The sequence below is a fragment of the Butyricicoccus sp. OF27-2pH9A genome (genome assembly GCF_027693185.1).
Classification (GTDB): Bacteria; Bacillota; Clostridia; order Oscillospirales; family Butyricicoccaceae; genus Agathobaculum; species Agathobaculum butyriciproducens.
The window spans coordinates 1-13,401 of the sequence record NZ_JAQEXK010000002.1 but is presented as its reverse complement, the minus strand read 5'-3'; the positions used below and the strand labels follow the sequence as shown (position 1 = coordinate 13,401).

Here is a 13,401-nt window from a genome sequence, read left to right as displayed (position 1 = left end):
AACAGGAGAGAACCGAGGTTCTCTCCTGTTTTTATTTAATTGAACGCTTCATCATTTTGTTCGGCGAACATACGCTGCACACGGTCGAGCAGGATGGGATAGCCGGCGAGTGTTGGGTCGGCGGCCAGCAGCGCTTCCGCTTCCTCGCGGGCGTTCTGCATGAGCGCAAGGTCAGCCGCCAAATCCGCAACGTGCAGTGCGGGCAGGCCGTGCTGCCGCTGACCGAAAAAGTCACCCGGACCGCGCTGCGCGAGGTCTGCGCGTGCGACCTCGAAGCCGTCGCCGGTTTTGCACAGGATGCGCAGGCGCTCCCGCGCGACCTGTCCCTTATCCGCGCCGAAGAACACGCAGTACGACTGCCGTGTACCGCGGCCGACACGTCCGCGCAGCTGATGCAGCTGCGACAGACCGAACCGGTCTGCGTCCTCGACCACCATTAGATTGGCGTTCGGCACGTCCACACCGACCTCGATAACCGTCGTTGCAACCAGAATATCGTATTTCTGCGCTGCAAAATTGCGCATAATCTGATCTTTTTCCGCGTTTTTCATCCGTCCGTGCAGTACAGCCACGCGCCGGTGCGGAAGCAGCTTCTGCAGGTCTTTTGCATGCTGTTCCGCACTTTTCAGCTTGGTTTCTGCATTTTCGCTGTCCTCGATGAGTGGACACACGACGTAAGCCTGCCCACCGAGACCGACCTGCTTGTCGATGAAGGCAGTAATACGTTTGCGCATGTTTTCGCCCACGGCGTAGGTCTCAACCGGACTTCTTCCGGGCGGGATCTCGTCCAGCACGGATACATCCAGATCGCCGTACATAATGAGTGCGAGCGTGCGCGGAATCGGCGTAGCCGACATGACGAGCACATGCGGCGAGCCGCCTTTCGCGGACAGCGCGGCACGCTGCGCCACACCGAACCGGTGCTGCTCATCCGCGATAACGGCACCCAGCCGGTGGAACTGCACACCCTGCTGAATGAGCGCGTGCGTGCCCACGACCACCTGCGCCGCACCGGTCTCAATGGCGGCCAGTGCCGCACGTTTCTGCGCGGCAGTCATCGAGCCGGTGAGCAGCGTGCACGAGATGCCCAGCTCATCCAGCATGGGTGCAAGCGTTTCCGCGTGCTGCGCGGCGAGGATTTCGGTCGGCGCCATGAAAGCCGCCTGCCAGCCGTTCTGCGCGGCCAGCGCACACAATCCGGCCGCTACCACTGTCTTGCCTGAGCCGACATCACCCTGCACCAGCCGATTCATAGGCCGTCCGGAGGCGCAGTCTGCCGCAATCTCCATAATCGCACGCCGCTGTGCACCGGTCGGCGTAAACGGCAGGGCTTCAAAGAACGAATCCAATCCATTTGAGGTGAAAACAATGCCGGAATCCGCCTTTCGACGCTCCTTCAGCTGCTGCAGGCCGCAGCAGAGCAAAAACAGCTCCTCGAATACCATGCGTCGGCGCGCCTGCGCCACATCGTCCTTGGTTTTCGGTCGGTGAATGGCAGAAAGCGCATCTACTGCATCCGGCAGGCGGTATTTCGCCCGCAAAAGTTCGGGCAGCGGATCCGGCCATTCACCGGTCAGCGTGTCGAGAGCGGCAGCGGTTACACGCTCAAGATCGCGCTGGGTCAGTCCCGCCGTCAACGGATAGACCGGCACAATGCGTCCCGGGTGGTCAGCGTCCGGTGCGACCTTCTCCGACTGCGGGGAAACCATTGTGCGGCCGCGCCCGAATCCTTGCACCTTGCCGTAGAACACATACTCCTGTCCCACGCGCAGCTGTGCCGCAGCATACGGATTGTTGAAGTAGGTGACGTTCAGCGTGCCGGTTTCATCGTAAATCATACACTTGACCAACGTCAGGCCCTTGCGGATACGGTTGACCTTGGGTTCGGTGCCGACCACCGCGCGCACGGCGTACTTGTCCTCCATGTCGATTTCCGCAATCGGCGTGATGTGGGTGCGGTCCTCATAGTCGCGCGGGTAGGTCTCGAGCGCGTCACGCAGCGTGCGTATATGCAGTTTTTCGAGCAGCTTCGCCTTTTTCGGGCCGATGCCCCTGACGAACTGGATGCTGTCATCAACCGATGGCATGTGGACTCTCCTTTTGGAATTTCGATTTACAAAGCACCCGCTTTACGGGACGCGCGAACCGCTCAGGCGGTTCGCCCATTCTGGGCGGCACCCTTTTTCTGCACCAATTGACCGAGGCGCACGAACCGCGCAGGCGGTTCGCCCTAACGGGCGGAGCGTTTTTCGCTGAACCTCAGCGAAGGAGCTGCGCTCTGCGGAGCGCGGGAGACTGCCGCGTCCGCGGCGGGGACAAAAAGGAAGGGACACCTGCGGTTTCCCTTCCTCTTTGGACTCCTACCTTTCCCTTATTTGATAGCCTGACGCAGACCAGAGACCGGCGACAGCTTCGAAAATAAGAGTACGACAGAGGATTTTTTCTTCCGTATATTTCTCAACCTGTTCGCAGTGTCAGATACCATTCTGCTGCACAGATCGGCTATTTCCAGCAGGCGCGGCATTACAGTGCCGCACAATTCGATAGCGCGTTGCTACAGACAGTTTCTGCGAAGATAAATTGTACCAAACACCTAATCCGTAGGTGCCGTGCGGTACAACGTGTTAAAGAGTTGCGCAACACGGTCATGTTGCGCCTACGGAGATGAACCCACATGTGTAGCAGAACGGTATCTGACACTACGAACAGGTTGCAAAAGACACGGTAGAAAAAATCCTCTGCCGTTCCCTTTTTTCGGAGCGGTCACATGTCGGCAATCTTCGCCAGATCCTCCAAGGGAAAGGGGTGATTCACAAGAGGGTGGAAACCGCAGGTGTCTACCCTCTTGTGCGCCCGCGCGGCGTCAGCGCACGTCCCCGCCGCAGGGCGCGGCGAAGTCCCCGCTTGATTTCAAGCGAAAAACCTCCCGCCCGTTAGGGGCGAACACGCCTGCGGCAGTTCGCGTCCCCCCGCTCAGCCGGTACTGAAAAAGGCTGCTCTTAATACTCGCGGTAAACCGCCTTCACCACGCCTAAAATCTGGCACCCGGTGCCATTGATCGGCGGATACGCCGGATTCTCCGGCATGAGCCATACACCGTCCGGCGTAATGTTGAGCGTCTTGCAGGTGGCCTCATCCTCGAGCAGCGCGATCACAATATCGCCGTTGCGCGCCTGCACATCCTGCCGGATAATGACCAGATCATCATCCATAATTCCCACGCCGATCATCGAATCGCCGCGAATACGCAGCGCGTAATACTCGCCGCCGCCCGCTGCCGGCTCGAACGGCACATAGCCGATATGCTCCTCCACCGCGAGGATCGGCATACCGGCGGTGACGCGGCCCAGAATCGGCACGCGCGGCACCATGGAAGGGCCGCTGACCGGCGTCAGCGCACGCGATTTATGCTCATTCGGCTCCAGATAACCAGCCTCCTGCAGCTTTTTCAGGTGCGCATGCACGGTGGACGGCGACCGCAGTCCCATCTCTGCACCAATCTCACGCACCGAAGGCGGATAGCCGTGTTCAAGGGAATAACTGCTTATATAATCCAGTATCTGCTGTTGTTTGGCGGAAATCTTCTTCATTTTCGGCACTCCTCGCTGTTTCCGTCGGAACATACGTTCGTAATTTTATCCTTATTATACCGCAATCCGCTGCAATAAGCAAACATTTGTTTGCATTAACCTGCACGAATTTTCCGCGTTAATCGACACTATCCTTTATTTTATCCATTTTTCTGCCGCCGTGTTGAAAAATAACGCAGTTTCATCACCGCATTGCTTGTATTTTACATGATTTTGTTATATCATATAAACAGCAAAAGTATTGATTATTGCGGGGCAGACGCATTCTGCCTTAACTCGCAGGGAGGTTTTTATATGACCATCAAGACCGATCTCGGATATATCGACATTACCAACGAGGTGCTGGCCGGCATTGCCGGTTACGCAGCATCCTCCTGCTTCGGTGTCAAAGGCATGACCATCCGCTCCATGTCGGACGGACTGGCGCACCTGCTCGGACTGGAAAACCAGTCGCGCGGCGTAAAGGTCACCGAGGCTGTGGACGGCGGTGTCAACATCGACCTACACATTGCAGTCGAGCACGGCGTGAATATTGCCACCGTCTGCCGCTCTATCATCGGCGAGGTACGCTATCATGTTGAGCGCCTGACCGGTGTGGACGTAAAGAACGTCGATATCTATGTAGAGAGCATCAAGGCGGACTGACACCTATAGGGGACTTCGCAAGTCCCCTATATACGGAAGTCAGTTCCGTAGAAACTGACTTCCGATACCCGAACGACGCGCCCCAAGGGCGCTGAGTCGGAGTAACAAAACCCACGCTCATGTCGCGGGTTTTGTTGCGGCATAACGCCGCTGTTTGAATACCGCGGTACAACCGCGGACGTCTGCGGACGGAACCAATGACTCGGATTGCCCTAAGGAAATCCCGTCATGCGGTTACGGTTTGCAAGCAAACCGAAATCTTATTACGCGCAACTGCGCGGTTACTTTTAGGAGAGTTAGATAAATGGCAGATCAGAAAATCAACGGTGCGCTGTACCGGTCCATGGTGATCGAGGGCGCACTCGCCATTGCAGAAAAGAAGGAACAGGCAAACGAACTGAACGTATTCCCGGTACCGGACGGCGATACCGGCACGAATATGTCCATGACGATGGGTTCCGCAATGGCTGAGATGGAAAAGCTCGCCGCGCCGACCCTCGCCAAAGCGGCGGACGCGACCGCTTCCGCGCTGCTGCGCGGCGCGCGCGGCAACTCGGGTGTTATCCTGTCGCTGCTGTTCCGCGGCATGGCGAAAAAGCTGCGCGAGACTGACGAGGCCGACGGCCGCACACTCGCGCTTGCGCTGCGCGAGGGCGTAGACACCGCCTACAAGGCGGTTATGAAGCCCGCTGAGGGCACCATCCTGACCGTATCGCGCGTTGCGGCACAGCACGCAGTCGAGCTGTGTCAGGCCGAGCCGACGCTCACTGCAGAGCAGGTTCTGGCAGCGATCATCGAGCAGGGCCACACCGCACTTGAGGAAACCGTTCATCAGAATCCGGTGCTCGAAAAGGCAGGCGTGGTTGACGCCGGCGGCTTCGGCTTTATCACCATCTTCGAGGGCATGCTGGACGCGCTGCGCGGCATCCACAAGGAACGTGCTGTTGCGGCAGAGCCGACCAAGTCCACCGCAGACTTCGCTGCGATCAACGACGAGGACATCACCTTCACCTACTGCACCGAGTTCATCGCATCCCGCAAGGACAAGGCACGCAATGTTGCCCGTCTGCGCTCTATCCTGAACGAGATCGGCGATTCGCTGGTTGTTGTCGAGGATGATGATATCGTCAAGGTACACGTTCACACCGACCAGCCAAACAAGGCGCTCGAGGAGGGTCTGAAATTCGGTCCGCTGCTGACCGTTAAGATCGAAAACATGCGCGAGCAGCACACCGCCAAGGTAATTGAGGGCACGGCAGACGCGCCCAAGGAGCGCGTGATCGTTCCGGCAGAGAAGAAGTTTGGCTTTGTAGCCGTTGCTGCCGGTGAGGGTCTCAAAACCCTGTTTACCGACCTCGGCGCGGACGTTGTCGTACAGGGCGGACAGACCATGAACCCGTCCACCGACGATATTCTGCACGCTGTCGATGCCGTTCCGGCAGAGATCGTTTTCGTGCTGCCGAACAACAAGAACATCATCATGGCTGCCGAGCAGGCGGTTCATCTCTCCGAGGAGAAAAAGGTGATCGTCGTGCCGACCAAGACCATCCCGCAGGGCATTTCGGCTATGCTGGCAGTCGATCCGGAAGCCGAGCAGGACAGCGAGCTGGCGCTTGCTATGCTGGACGCGGCAAAGCACGTCCGCAGCGGTCAGGTGACGTATGCGGCCCGCGACAGCGAGTTTGACGGCAAGAAGATCAAGCAGGGTGAGTATCTGTCGCTGTGCGAGGGTAAGCTGTGCGCCAACGGCAAGGAAACCTCGGTCATCAAGAAGCTGGCGCGCGAGATGGTCTCCGACGACAGCGCGTTTGCAACCATTATCTTCGGCGAAGGCGTTACCGAGGAGCAGGCCGCTGAGGTCGAGAACCTGCTGCACAAGGAAAATAAGGAGATGGAGATCAACGTCATCGACGGCGGTCAGCCGGTTTACTACTACATCATTTCGGTAGAGTAAACCGTCCGGAAAGCATAAAAAAGCATCGAGAGAAGCTCTCTCGATGCTTTTTTCGTTAGGTTTTACTGAATAAACTCTGCCGCCATGCCGAACATCGCCTGTGCATCCAGACCGGTGTCGAAGCCGCTGATGAGGTACGTTACGCCGTCCTGCTCCCAGAGTACGGACTGGAACATTTTATCCTCCACCTCGTCCGAGCCGTAGCTGATAACGAGTTCGCCGTTCTTCTCCTGCTGCTTTTCCTCGTCGGACTTCTCGTAGTCGGGCGGTACGAAGCGGTAGTGCGCATCGCGGTAGGTCAGCGTAACGCCGTTTACCTCGGTGGTCGTTGCCGGTACCGGATTGTCCTGCTCGTCCTCGGTGAACACGGTGTAGCTCTTATGTGCGGACAGATTCAGCTCCGCGCCATCCTTCGTGTAGGTCGCGTCCACCTCGCTGACTTTTTCGGTCTCGCCCATGTCGTTCTGTGCGGTGGTATCCACATCAAAGCCGTAGCTGAACGTATACTCGCCAATCTTGTCCGGCAGCGTGAGCGCTACACCTGCATCAGCCAGATGCGCCTGCGTGCTCGACAGATCCAGCCGCTGGTCAGACCAGCCCTCACTGAAAATGCCGCCCATGCCGCCGGCGGCGAATGCGCCGGTCACCGCAATCGCAGCGACAGCGGCAACCGCCACAAAGCGTTTGCTCCACAGATGACGCTTGCGTGCCGGTGCATTGTTCAGTGCGAATTTGACGCGCGCCTGCATCGAATCCGGTGCATGCAGCTCATCTGCACACTGATGCAGCATTTCCTTGATTTCACGTTCCATTTTGATTTCATCCATGATTTGCAGCCTCCTTCGGCTTCCGTTCTTCGGTCAGCGCCTGCCGCAGATGACGGCGAGCGGAAAAAAGGCGGGATTTCACCGTTCCCTCGGTCACGCCGGTCGCCTGCGCGATCTCGCGCACCGAGCAATCATCGAAGTAATACAGCACCACGGTCACGCGGCGTTTTTCGTCCAGCGTGTCGAGTGCGGCATACAGGCGGCGCTGCTCATCCGTCCGCAGCACGGCGGACAGTGCGCTTTCACTCTCGCCTGCGTCAAAAAACTCTGAGACCGGCGTTTCCCGTTTGGCTTTGCGGCAGTACTTCCATGCCGCGCGGGAAAGCGTTTTGAGCAGCCACGGCCGGAATTTGCTGCCGTCCCGCAGCGATTTGATGGACTGCGCACAGGTGACAAAGGCCTCCTGCGCCAGATCCTCGCCGTCCGTCCTGCTGCCGGTGATCAGGCACGCAAGGCGGTATGCATCGTCCTTGTAGCGCTCGTACAGCTCGTCGAACGCCTGCATATCGCCGTGCTGCATGCGGCTGACAAGCTCTTTATCGTTCATAACTTTCTATCCTTTCCTTGGGTGCGTCTGTATATAAGAGCAGCCAGTTTGGATTCGGTTCATTTTATTTTCAGTGAAATCCGCGTCCTTCGACGCACCCGAGTATAAGAGCCGCGAAGCGGCGGGCCGGTTCATTTTTATTTAACGGACACTTTGTACAGTTTTGACGGTTGCGTTTAACGTGGATGTATTCTATACTTAATTTATAAAATCTGGATTGTGCCGCTGTATCGTGTGGTCGCTTGCGAAGCGAACCTAACTCGCCTGCCCGGCGAGGGCACAAGAAGGAGACAACCTGCGGTTTTCTCCTTCTTGTGAATCTTCCTCTTTCCCTTAGAGGGCACGGCGAAAATCGGAGAGACGAGACCGCTCCGAAAAGGGGAACGGCAGAGGATTTTTTCTTCCGTAGGGGAGCACAGTGTGCTCCCATTCCCCTGCCTATACGCAGTGCCAGATACTCTGCTGCTACACAGGCGGTTCAATCTCCGCAGGCGCGACATACCCGTGTCGCGCAACCCTTTGGCGCGTTGTAACGGAAGGCACCTGCGAATTTAGGTATTCGCTACAATTTATCTCCGCAGGCCCTGTCTATCATAACACGCTAACGAATTGTGCGGCACTGTTATCCCCCAGGGGACCTTCTCTTGCCCTACGGACAATTCACCTTGTGCCGCACCCAGCGTAGATTTAACCGCATGTGTAGCAGTAATCTATCCGACACTGCGAATATGCGGATACATGGACGTGCAAAGCGCGTCCTACGGTAGAAAAGATCCTCTGCCGTTCTCTATAGTCTCAGTTCACTAATTTTCGCCGTGCTATCCCCAAGGGAAACGGGAGTCCCAAGAGGGTAGAAACCGTAGGTGTCTACCCTTTTGGTTTCCCCGGCGCAACCGCCGCAGTTCTTTCACTTCGCAAGCGACCATCCCTCGTTAGGGGAAAAGAAAGGAAGTGCTTCCATGAATCAGCACCAATTCTTCACAGGAGAAATTTTCGACGCCTACCGCTGGTTTGGCGCTCACATAGAGCAAAACGCTGTCGTTTTCCGTACCTTTGCGCCCAATGCCAGCCGCATTACGCTGACCGGCGCGTGCAACGGCTGGACCGAGACCGATCTGGTACAGGACGGCCGCAGCGGCTTCTGGTCGGTCTCTGTGCCGGACGCCCGCGCAGGCCAGTTTTACAAATACCGCATCTACGGCCCGGACGGCTCTGTCACCGAGCACTGCGATCCCTACGGCTTTGCCATGGAGCTGCGGCCTGCCTGCTGCTCGATTATCACCGACCTTGACGAGTACCGCTTCACAGACGAGGCGTGGATGGCTGACCGCACGGCTTCGCCGGACGCACCGCTGAGCATCTACGAGATGCACCTCGGCTCGTGGATGCGCAATCCGGATGACGCAAACGGCTGGTACACCTACGATGAAATCGCCCGCCGACTGATTCCCTATCTGCAGGAAAACGGCTACACGCATGTGGAGTTTCTGCCGCTGTCCGAGCACCCGTTTGACGGCTCCTGGGGCTACCAGAACACCGGATTTTTTGCCCCGACCTCGCGCTACGGCACGCCGGCGCAGCTGAAACTGCTGATTGACAAGCTGCATCATGCCGGTATCGGTGCGATCATGGATTTTGTACCGGTACACTTTGCCGTGGACTCCTACGGTCTGGCGAAATACGACGGCACGCACCTGTACGAGTACCCGCACAGCGCGGTCGGTGAAAGTGAATGGGGCAGCTACAATTTCATTCATTCCAGACGGGAAGTACGCTGTTTTCTGCAGTCTGCAGCCGATTACTGGCTCACTGAGTTTCATTTTGACGGTCTGCGCATGGATGCGGTCTCGCGCCTGATCTACTGGCAGGGCGATCCCGCGCGCGGCATCAACGGCGACACGCTCGACTTCCTTAAAAATATGAACCGCGGTCTGAAAGCCCGCCATCCCTCGGCTCTCCTCATCGCTGAGGACTCGACTGCCTATCCCGGTGTCACCCGTCCGGTGGACGAGGGCGGCTTGGGCTTCGACTACAAGTGGGATCTCGGCTGGATGCACGACACGCTCGAGTTCTGCCAGACCCAGCCGGATCTGCGTCCGCGCGACCATGGCAAGCTGCTCTGGTCGATGCACTATTTTTCCAACGAGCACTACCTGCTGCCGCTCTCGCATGACGAGGTTGTGCACGGCAAGGCGGCAATCGTGCAGAAAATGTGGGGCGCGGACGAATGCGACAAGTATGCGCAGGCGCGCGTGATGTATCTGTATATGTTTACACATCCGGGTAAAAAACTGAATTTCATGGGCAACGAGCTGGGTCAGCTATACGAATGGAGCGAAGCCGGTACGCTGGACTGGGCACTGGCAGAACGTCCGTTCCACCGTTTTTTCCACAGCCTGTGCAAAGCTTATGTGGAGAATCCCGCGCTGCACGCAGATTATGCGCCGGATAATTTCCGGTGGGCGGAAAATCATGCGGATGCACCCTGCGTATTCGGCATGGAGCGCCGTGCAAACGGAGAAACGCTGCTCGCCCTGTGCAATTTTGCGGACAGCGAACAGAAATTCACCGCTTCCCTGCCGAAATTTACGATTCTGCTTGACAGCAATGCCGCGGAGTTCGGCGGCACCGGAGAGACGCTTGCCGTCTCCCGCAAGGATAGTCTGTGTACGGTTGCGCTGCCGCGATACAGTGCGGTTCTGCTCAAGCTGTAAAATCGAAAAGCAGCCGAAAAGGATTTCTTTTCCGCTGCCGTATGCAATTACTAACTGCTAATTTCTCATTGCGAATCAAAAAGCGCTCTGCTAAAAACAGAGCGCTTTTCCTATTTATTCGACCGAAATCGGCTTTACCATCTGATAATGCAGTCCGTTCTCATCGCGGTACTCGCCGCGCTGCAGAAAACCGAATTTATGATAAAAACCTTGTGCACGCATGTTTTTCTCGGCAACACGAGCACACAGCTCGCGCTTGCCGAGCGCACGGTACACGCTGATGGCCTGACCGAGAATCTGTCCACTCAGACCGCAGCCGCGGTAGTCACCGGCAATGCAGAAGCCACCGACCAGACCAATCTCCGGCTGCTCCTCCCACCAGGTTTTCAGGTAAACGAGTGCGGCTTCTTCCCCGCTTTCCAAACAGCCGAAGGTGCACGCCCGCGGCGAAACCTTCTGTGCCCGCTCTACATCGCGGATGAGCGCATCCGGATCGAGGTTTGCATCCGTACCGTAGGCATTCTTGTGCAGCTCGCGCATGAATCCCACGAGTTTATCCACATCCTGTGGATTCTTTGGGTCAGCGCGGCGGAACCAGATCTGCGGCGACGCCGGAATGCCCTTGGTATTCGTCCATCCAATGGACGCAAACGTGGAGTATTCCTGCGGCAAATGCGAGGCATCATTCTCGTAAACCATGTCGATATTGCCGTTTTCGTCAAATTCCAGCTTGGCAACACAGGTGTTGTCACCCCAGCCGATTTCGCCCATCTGTTCGGGTGCAAAGCCGTGTGCAATCGTCAGCATGCCGCGAATCGCACTGCCGTGCGTCACTACTGCAACCTCTTTGCCCTCATTTTCACGCACAATCGCGCGCACGCCGTCCAGCATGCGCTGACCGGCCTGCATGACCGTCTCGCCGTGCGGCGGCGCTGCTTCCCACGGACGGGCACACCACAGCGCGTACTGCTCAGGCCATGTGTGCGGCAGCTCGGCCCACGGAATATCCTCCCAGTCTCCCATATCAATCTCGCGCAGCACCGGTCGGGTCTCCACCGAGAGATGGTGCGGCTCTGCCACAGCCTGCGCCGTTACGCGTGCGCGGAACAGATCGGACGAGTAAACCGCCGCGAGCGGCACATTCTCAAACCGCTTTGCCAGATACGGCAGCTGCTTGTACGCCCGCGTGGTCAGCAGCGCGTTGTACTGACCATGACACCGGCGGTATACATTGCCCTCTGCCTCAGCGTGACGGATGATGTAGACCGTGGTTCTCATCAGCCTACCTCAACCGCGCCGGACAGCTCGGTGACAGACTTCACGCCGTGTGCGTCCAGCCACTCGTTCAGCTCGGCAAGCGCCTTGACCGGAGCGGTCGGGTCGTTGAACATCACCGTACCCATGGCAACCGCGTCTGCGCCCGCAAGCATCATTTCGACAATATCACGTCCGGTTCGGATGCCGCCCATGCCGAGAATCGGCACGGAAACCGCCTTACGCACCTGATATACCATGCGAACCGCAACCGGGAACACCGCCGGACCGGACAGACCGCCCATTACGTTGGACAGGATCGGCTTGCGCTTTTCGATATCAATGCGCATACCGAGCAGTGTATTGATGAGCGAAAGCGCGTCCGCACCTGCGGACTCCGCCGCGCGTGCAATCTCCGCAATATCGGTGACATTCGGGGACAGCTTGACGATCAGCGGCTTCTTCGCCTTGGCCTTGGCTGCCGAAACGACCTCCTCGACCATCTTCGGCTGGGTGCCGAAGGCCATGCCGCCGCATTTTACGTTCGGACAGGAGATGTTCATCTCGATGAGGTCAACATCCGCGTCCGAAATCTTCTCGACCATGCCCTCGTACTCCTCGACCGTGTTGCCGGAGACGTTGGCGATAATTTTGGTGTCGTACCGGCGCAGGAACGGAATCTGCTCCTCGATGAAACGGTCAATGCCCGGGTTCTGCAGACCGACACAGTTGAGAATACCCTGCGGGGTCTCCGCGATGCGCGGCGCCGGATTGCCGAGACGCTCGGTCGGTGTCAGACCCTTCACGCCGATGCCGCCAAGCTGAGACAGGTCGAAAAATTCGCCGTACTCATGCCCGAAGCCAAAGGTGCCGGATGCGGTCGTGATCGGGTTTTTCAGCTCAACGCCGCAAAAGTTCACTCTTAAATCTGCCATTACCACTCGACCTCCTCAGCATTGAACACCGGACCGTCCTTGCAGACATGACCGTAACGGGTTTCGCCGTTTTCCGACTTGAGCGCGCACGCGCACACCAGACAGGCACCGATGCCGCAGCCCATACGCTCCTCCATCGAAACCTGACAGGGCACGCCGGCTTCCTTTGCAATCGCCGCAATCGCCTTCAGCATAGGCTTCGGACCACAGGCGGCAACGCCGGTCGCATCTGCCACCTGCTCCTTCAGCACATCGGTGACAAAGCCGTGACGCGCATAGGTGCCATCGTCGGTGGTGACAAAGGTCTCGCATTCATCACGGAAGTCGCCCTCAAGGATCACCGCACCCTTGTTGCGGAAACCGAGGATTGCGGCAGGCTGTGCACCCTTTTCTACTGCCGTGCGAACACATCCAAGCATCGGCGGTACGCCAATGCCGCCGCCGATAAAAATCGGACGGTCGCCCAGTGCCTGCACGTCAAAGCCGTGTCCGAGCGGTCCAAGCACGTCGAGCACATCGCCAACCTTGCGTTCGCTCAGCCACTTCGTGCCGTCGCCCTTCACCTGAAAAACAATGCGCAGATGGCTGCCCTGCCAGGTGCAGATCGAAATCGGGCGGCGCAGCAGATGCCCCTCACCGCATGCAATGTGGACGAACTGGCCGCACTGCGTCAGTTTAACGATTGCCGGCGCGTCCAGCACCATCAGATACAGACCCTCGCCCAGCCGTGTATTTTCTACAACACGGCAGTTTTCCTGAATCGACATAACATTTCTCCCTCCGTTGATCGGTCTGCCGACGAAACAGTGGATTTTTCGACAGCAGGCGAAAAATTTTTCGATAGTTCTATTGTACAGGAAAATCGGGAAAAAGAAAAGATTCTCCTGCATTTTATGCAAAAGAAAAAGCAGCAACTTTCGTTGCTGCTTAGATGT

The 13,401-nt window shown here is 57.6% G+C and carries 9 protein-coding genes and 1 pseudogene; 3 read left to right on the top strand and 7 right to left on the bottom strand.

Annotation, left to right across the window (positions count from 1 at the left end):
- Positions 1-35: 35 nt before the first annotated feature.
- Positions 36-2,090, bottom strand: a pseudogene (recG, locus tag PG722_RS02145) (ATP-dependent DNA helicase RecG); the annotation flags it as partial.
- Positions 2,091-2,999: 909 nt separating this feature from the next.
- Complete coding sequence (gene lexA, locus PG722_RS02140; protein WP_161275320.1) at positions 3,000-3,590, bottom strand: transcriptional repressor LexA; 591 nt, start codon at positions 3,588-3,590, stop codon at positions 3,000-3,002.
- Between the two features lie 294 nt (positions 3,591-3,884).
- Here lexA and PG722_RS02135 point away from each other — a divergent pair, with 294 nt between their 5' ends.
- Both PG722_RS02135 and PG722_RS02130 read left to right on the top strand, forming a co-directional pair.
- Positions 3,885-4,235 carry an Asp23/Gls24 family envelope stress response protein gene (locus tag PG722_RS02135; RefSeq protein ID WP_110435518.1) on the top strand — a complete coding sequence of 117 codons (351 nt, stop codon included), beginning with the start codon at positions 3,885-3,887 and terminating at the stop codon, positions 4,233-4,235.
- A 304-nt stretch (positions 4,236-4,539) separates the two neighbouring features.
- A complete protein-coding gene (locus PG722_RS02130) occupies positions 4,540-6,189 on the top strand; it encodes a DAK2 domain-containing protein (protein WP_270579520.1) in 1,650 nt (549 codons plus the stop codon).
- 62 nt (positions 6,190-6,251) lie between these two features.
- Here the strand turns inward: PG722_RS02130 and PG722_RS02125 are convergent, their stop codons facing one another.
- Positions 6,252-7,016 (bottom strand): hypothetical protein, encoded by a 765-nt coding sequence (locus PG722_RS02125; protein WP_270579519.1) that lies wholly within the window; start codon positions 7,014-7,016, stop codon positions 6,252-6,254.
- Positions 7,009-7,563, bottom strand: a complete 555-nt coding sequence (locus tag PG722_RS02120) for an RNA polymerase sigma factor (RefSeq protein WP_270579518.1) — start codon at positions 7,561-7,563, stop codon at positions 7,009-7,011. The genes PG722_RS02125 and PG722_RS02120 overlap by 8 nt, the downstream gene beginning before the upstream one ends.
- A 959-nt stretch (positions 7,564-8,522) precedes the next feature.
- Between PG722_RS02120 and glgB the strand changes: the two genes are divergently transcribed.
- Complete coding sequence (glgB, locus tag PG722_RS02115; protein ID WP_270579517.1) at positions 8,523-10,277, top strand: 1,4-alpha-glucan branching protein GlgB; 1,755 nt, start codon at positions 8,523-8,525, stop codon at positions 10,275-10,277.
- 114 nt (positions 10,278-10,391) lie between these two features.
- Here glgB and PG722_RS02110 read toward each other — a convergent pair whose 3' ends face one another.
- The 3 genes from PG722_RS02110 to PG722_RS02100 are packed head-to-tail and all read right to left on the bottom strand — an operon-like array spanning position 10,392 to position 13,233.
- Positions 10,392-11,555 (bottom strand): bifunctional histidine phosphatase family protein/GNAT family N-acetyltransferase, encoded by a 1,164-nt coding sequence (locus tag PG722_RS02110; protein WP_270579516.1) that lies wholly within the window; start codon positions 11,553-11,555, stop codon positions 10,392-10,394.
- Positions 11,555-12,466: a dihydroorotate dehydrogenase gene (locus PG722_RS02105; RefSeq protein ID WP_110435524.1), complete on the bottom strand. Its 912-nt coding sequence runs from the start codon at positions 12,464-12,466 to the stop codon at positions 11,555-11,557. Before PG722_RS02105 ends, PG722_RS02110 begins: the two co-directional genes overlap by 1 nt.
- The gene (locus PG722_RS02100; RefSeq protein ID WP_270579515.1) at positions 12,466-13,233 is read right to left on the bottom strand and encodes a dihydroorotate dehydrogenase electron transfer subunit; all 768 of its coding nucleotides are present in this window, start codon (positions 13,231-13,233) and stop codon (positions 12,466-12,468) included. The genes PG722_RS02105 and PG722_RS02100 overlap by 1 nt, the downstream gene beginning before the upstream one ends.
- Between the last annotated feature and the right edge of the window lie 168 nt (positions 13,234-13,401).

Excerpts from the sequence above, each read along its gene's own strand:
- lexA (WP_161275320.1), bottom strand. The coding sequence starts at position 3,590 with ATGAAGAAGATTTCCGCCAAACAACAGCAGATACTGGATTATATAAGC.
- PG722_RS02135 (WP_110435518.1), top strand. The coding sequence starts at position 3,885 with ATGACCATCAAGACCGATCTCGGATATATCGACATTACCAACGAGGTG.
- PG722_RS02130 (WP_270579520.1), top strand. The coding sequence starts at position 4,540 with ATGGCAGATCAGAAAATCAACGGTGCGCTGTACCGGTCCATGGTGATC.
- PG722_RS02125 (WP_270579519.1), bottom strand. The coding sequence starts at position 7,016 with ATGGATGAAATCAAAATGGAACGTGAAATCAAGGAAATGCTGCATCAG.
- PG722_RS02120 (WP_270579518.1), bottom strand. The coding sequence starts at position 7,563 with ATGAACGATAAAGAGCTTGTCAGCCGCATGCAGCACGGCGATATGCAG.
- glgB (WP_270579517.1), top strand. The coding sequence starts at position 8,523 with ATGAATCAGCACCAATTCTTCACAGGAGAAATTTTCGACGCCTACCGC.
- PG722_RS02110 (WP_270579516.1), bottom strand. The coding sequence starts at position 11,555 with ATGAGAACCACGGTCTACATCATCCGTCACGCTGAGGCAGAGGGCAAT.
- PG722_RS02105 (WP_110435524.1), bottom strand. The coding sequence starts at position 12,466 with ATGGCAGATTTAAGAGTGAACTTTTGCGGCGTTGAGCTGAAAAACCCG.
- PG722_RS02100 (WP_270579515.1), bottom strand. The coding sequence starts at position 13,233 with ATGTCGATTCAGGAAAACTGCCGTGTTGTAGAAAATACACGGCTGGGC.